The following is a 3827-nucleotide window of genomic DNA, read 5'->3' as shown; positions in this document are numbered from 1 at the left end:
CAGGGCGGCGGCGATCTGCTCGGTGACGGGGGCATCGGAGGGGCCGGCCGCGGCGACCAGGGCGGTGGCGGCGGCGAGCAGGACCGCGTCGCGGACGGGTCCGGGCTCACCGGCGAGCACCGACCGGGTGACGGCGGCGTTGTAACGGGCGTCCGCGCCGCGCAGCGCGGCGTGGTCCGCGACGTGGATGCCGACGTCGCGGGGGTCGAACCGCTCGCGGCGCGGCTGTCCGGCGCCGGCCGCGACGACCCACACGGCGGACGTCGTCACCGGGGTGAGCTCGTCGAGCCCGTCGTCGCCGCGGAACACCAGCGCCCGGGTGCCCCGGTCCGCCAGCACCCCGGCGACGACGGGAGCGAGCCGCGCGTCCGCGACGCCGATCGCCTGCGCGCCGGGGCGGGCCGGGTTGCTCAGCGGCCCGAGGATGTTGAACGCGGTGGGCACGCCGATCTCGCGCCGGACCCCGCCGACGTGCCGCATCGCCGGGTGGAAGACCTGGGCGAAGCAGAAGGCGATGCCGGCCGTAGCCAGGCACGCCTCGACGCCGGCAGGCGGCAGGTCGACCACGACACCGAGCTCCGCGAGCAGGTCCGCCGAGCCGCAGGATGACGACGCGGCCCGGTTTCCGTGCTTGACCACCGGCACACCCGCGCCGGCAACGACCAGCGCGGCCATCGTCGACAGGTTCACGGTGTGGGAACGGTCGCCACCGGTCCCGCAGGTGTCCACGGCGCGGGCCCGTACCCGCTCGGACAGGCTCAGGGGCGTGGCACTGGCCAGCATGGTCTCTACCAGGCCGGCGATCTCCTCCGGCGTCTCCCCTTTGGACCGCAGCGCCACCGCGAACCCGGCCACCTGCGCGGGTGAGGCGGCCCCCGCCATGATCTGCTGCATCGCCCAGGCGGTGCGCGCGGAGTCCAGGGACTCGCCCGCTAGCAATGCTCCTATCAGCTCCGGCCAGCTCGTCTCGGCGGTCGGGAGAGCCCCGGCGGGGGAAGCCCCGGTGTGGGAGCGGCCGGTGTGGGAGTGGCCGGTGTGGGAAGCCCCGGTGTGGGAGTGGGATGCGCCAACGGTGATCATACCTCGGAAGCCCTGGATCTCAGTGGGCGAGCTGGGCGCCGGTGAGCGGCCGACGGGCCACGGCGCCGCCGGCACGCGCCCGCAGCAGTGTCACGACCGCCTCGGTGAGTAGACCCGGGTCGATCGGATGGGTGACCACCGCATCCGCCTGGGACCAGGTGGCGAGCCAGCGGTCGTCCGGGCGGGCGACCAGCAGGATGGTCGGCGGACAGTTGGTGACCTCGTTCTTCAGCTGCCGGCAGAGCCCCATGCCCCCGCTGGGGGTGGCCTCCGCGTCGAAGACGCACAGATCCGCCTCATGATGATCAACTACGCCGATCGCCTCGGGGGCGTCGGCGGCCTCGACGAACTCGATCGGACCGAGGTCGGCGGCGGGGAGACGGCCGATCGCGTTCCGGACGTGTTCGCGCACATCCGCTCGGTCGGCGTAGACGAGGACGGTGCTCATGTCGTCCGCGGGCCTTTCGCGAGAGGTGACCACCGCCGACCGGCGGTGAGCCGACCGGCGGTGAACTGCGGACCGCCCTCCAGGCACCTCGAAGCTCCAGGCACCCGGAGGTCCGGGTATCTCGGAAGTGGACGCTGCCATGTGAGAGTTGTCCTGTGCAGGCTACCTCCCGCGGACCGTTGGACGTGACCCGTGTCGCATCGCCCGCCTGGCCCTCGCCGGGCCGGGTGAGGTCGGGATCACAGCCCCCTGGTTGTCTTCGGATCCTCCCGGGAGTGATACTGAGAATCGTTCTCAACCGGTGGATCCTGATGCCGGCCGGACCATGCGACGCCTCGAGCGTGGTCGCCGGCGGCTTGGGGCGTTCCACCGCCGTACGACGGGCGTGATCCTATGAACGACCAGACCGATCTTCGTCTCACTCCGCAGCGGAGGGCCGTGCTGGCGGTGCTAGCGGCAGCCCGCGACCATCCGACCGCTGCCGAGGTCCACGAGCGGGTGCGGACCGTGTCCCCGGGGATCGGCAGTGCGACCGTATACCGCACACTGGCGTTGCTGGTATCCGTTGGCCGAGCGCTCGAGCTGCACCTGGGCGACGGCACGGCGGCCCGGTACGACGCCAACACGAGTCGTCACGACCACGTGGTCTGCGACGGATGCCGTCGGGCGGTCGACGTTGATCATCCCGTCCTCGACGGGATGATGGCCCAGATCGCGTGTCGCTCGGGATTCGCCATCACCGGGTACGACCTGCGGTTCTGGGGGCTGTGCCCGGACTGTCAGGCGAACGGCTCCGGCCCGGCCCGCGGCGCGGACGGGACCGGCCAACAGTGAACACCCATCCACAAGGAGCGCTTCATGCCGAAGCTTGACGGCACCAAGACCCACGAGAACCTCAAGGAGGCGTTTGCCGGCGAGAGCCAGGCGAACCGGCGTTACCTCTACTTTGCCCGCCGGGCCGACATCGAGGGGCTGACCGACGCCTCGTCGCTGTTCCGCGACACCGCGGAGGGTGAGACCGGTCACGCCTTCGGGCACCTGGACTTCCTCGCGGAGGTCGGCGACCCGGCGACGGGCGAGCCCCTCGGTACGACCACGAAGAACCTGGCCAGCGCCGTCGCCGGCGAGACCTACGAGTTCACCGCAATGTACCCGGGCTTCGCCAAGACCGCCCGCGAGGAGGGCTTCGAGGAGATCGCGGACTGGTTCTCGACCCTCGCCCGGGCGGAGAAGACCCACGCCGGTCGGTTCAAGAAGGCCCTCGACGCGCTGTCGGCCGAGGAGACGGCCGACGCCTGACCGTCGGGGTTTCTCGATCTACCGGGCCGGGGTGGCAGGGGCGATGCCAGTAGTCCCTCGTTGCCACCCCGGCCCGCATCGTCGCTCCCGCGCCGTGGGCCCTTGGCTGATTCGTGGGCCCTTGGCCGTTCCTGGACCGCCCGTTCACGGATCCCAGCATTTCCGGACAGGAGATCGCACGGTGGCGCTGACCATCGCCGACATCACCACCGACCACCAGGCGTACGCGGAGCGCCGGCTGCGGCTGCGCAGCCAGATGATCCTGGTGCGCGCCGAACGCCGGGTACGGGTCGGGGACATCGTCGTCCTCGAGTTCGAAAACGAGCAGACGCTGCGCTACCAGGTGCAGGAGATGGTCTACACCGAGCGGTTGACCGCCTCCGCCGACGTCGCCCACGAGATCGATGCCTACTCCCGCCTGCTACCCTCCAGCCACGTCCTCACGGCGACGGTGTTCATCGAGCTCTCGGTTCTGGAGACCGTCCGCGAGGAGTTGGGGCGGCTTGCCGGGCTGCAGCACAGTCTCGCCCTGGAGATCGGCGGAACCCGAGTGGCGGGCGAGGAGATCCCCGGCCTTGACGAGGATCCCGGCGTGCCCACCGAGACAGTCTCCGTGCACATGGTGCGCTTCGCGCTGACCGATTCGCTCCGGGACGCCTTCCGCGACCCCCGCGTGCCGGTCGAGCTTGTCGTGGAACACCCGGAGTACAGCGAGGCGACGCCGTTGACCGGAGCCACCCGGCGTGTCCTCATCGCGGATCTCGCGTTGCGGTCCTGACCGGCTCACCCGGCCGCTGCCTGCCGGTCACGGTCATGGGTCCCCGTCGCGGGTGAGGTCGGACGCATTCGCGGGTAGTCGGTTCGCGCGCCGCGGGATGGGTAGGCGGAACATCTAGGGCACGCGTCCGTGTCGGCACGTCCGTCTGCCCGTCAACGTCAGCACGTTCATCCACGTCAGGGAGCCACCCGTGACCGATGACCAGCTACGTCCCGACCGCAC

At 71.1% G+C, this 3827-nt stretch carries 5 protein-coding genes; 3 read left to right on the top strand and 2 right to left on the bottom strand.

Going from position 1 to position 3827, the window contains the following annotated elements:
• Together trpD and AC08OO_RS22640 are read right to left on the bottom strand one after the other, a co-directional pair.
• Nucleotides 1-1080, bottom strand: a 1080-nt coding sequence (trpD, locus tag AC08OO_RS22645) for an anthranilate phosphoribosyltransferase (RefSeq protein ID WP_476619051.1), incomplete at its 3' end; no start/stop codon positions are given.
• Between the two features lie 19 nt (nt 1081-1099).
• Complete coding sequence (locus AC08OO_RS22640; RefSeq protein WP_476608428.1) at nt 1100-1528, bottom strand: response regulator transcription factor; 429 nt, start codon at nt 1526-1528, stop codon at nt 1100-1102.
• Between the two features lie 393 nt (nt 1529-1921).
• Here AC08OO_RS22640 and AC08OO_RS22635 point away from each other — a divergent pair, with 393 nt between their 5' ends.
• From AC08OO_RS22635 to AC08OO_RS22625, 3 genes are all read left to right on the top strand, one after another.
• On the top strand, nt 1922-2362 hold the full coding sequence (locus AC08OO_RS22635; RefSeq protein ID WP_476619050.1) for a Fur family transcriptional regulator: 441 nt from the start codon (nt 1922-1924) through the stop codon (nt 2360-2362).
• Between the two features lie 24 nt (nt 2363-2386).
• Entirely contained in the window at nt 2387-2827 is a 441-nt protein-coding gene (locus AC08OO_RS22630; RefSeq protein ID WP_011437496.1) for a rubrerythrin family protein, read from the top strand.
• 181 nt (nt 2828-3008) lie between these two features.
• Nucleotides 3009-3605, top strand: coding sequence for a DUF3501 family protein (locus AC08OO_RS22625; RefSeq protein ID WP_476608431.1), 597 nt, complete (start codon nt 3009-3011; stop codon nt 3603-3605).
• Nucleotides 3606-3827 lie beyond the last annotated feature (222 nt).

This window comes from Frankia sp. CeCAU1 (assembly GCF_977971845.1).
The sequence above is the reverse complement of the archived record's forward strand: the minus strand, read 5'-3'. Positions and strand labels throughout refer to the sequence as shown.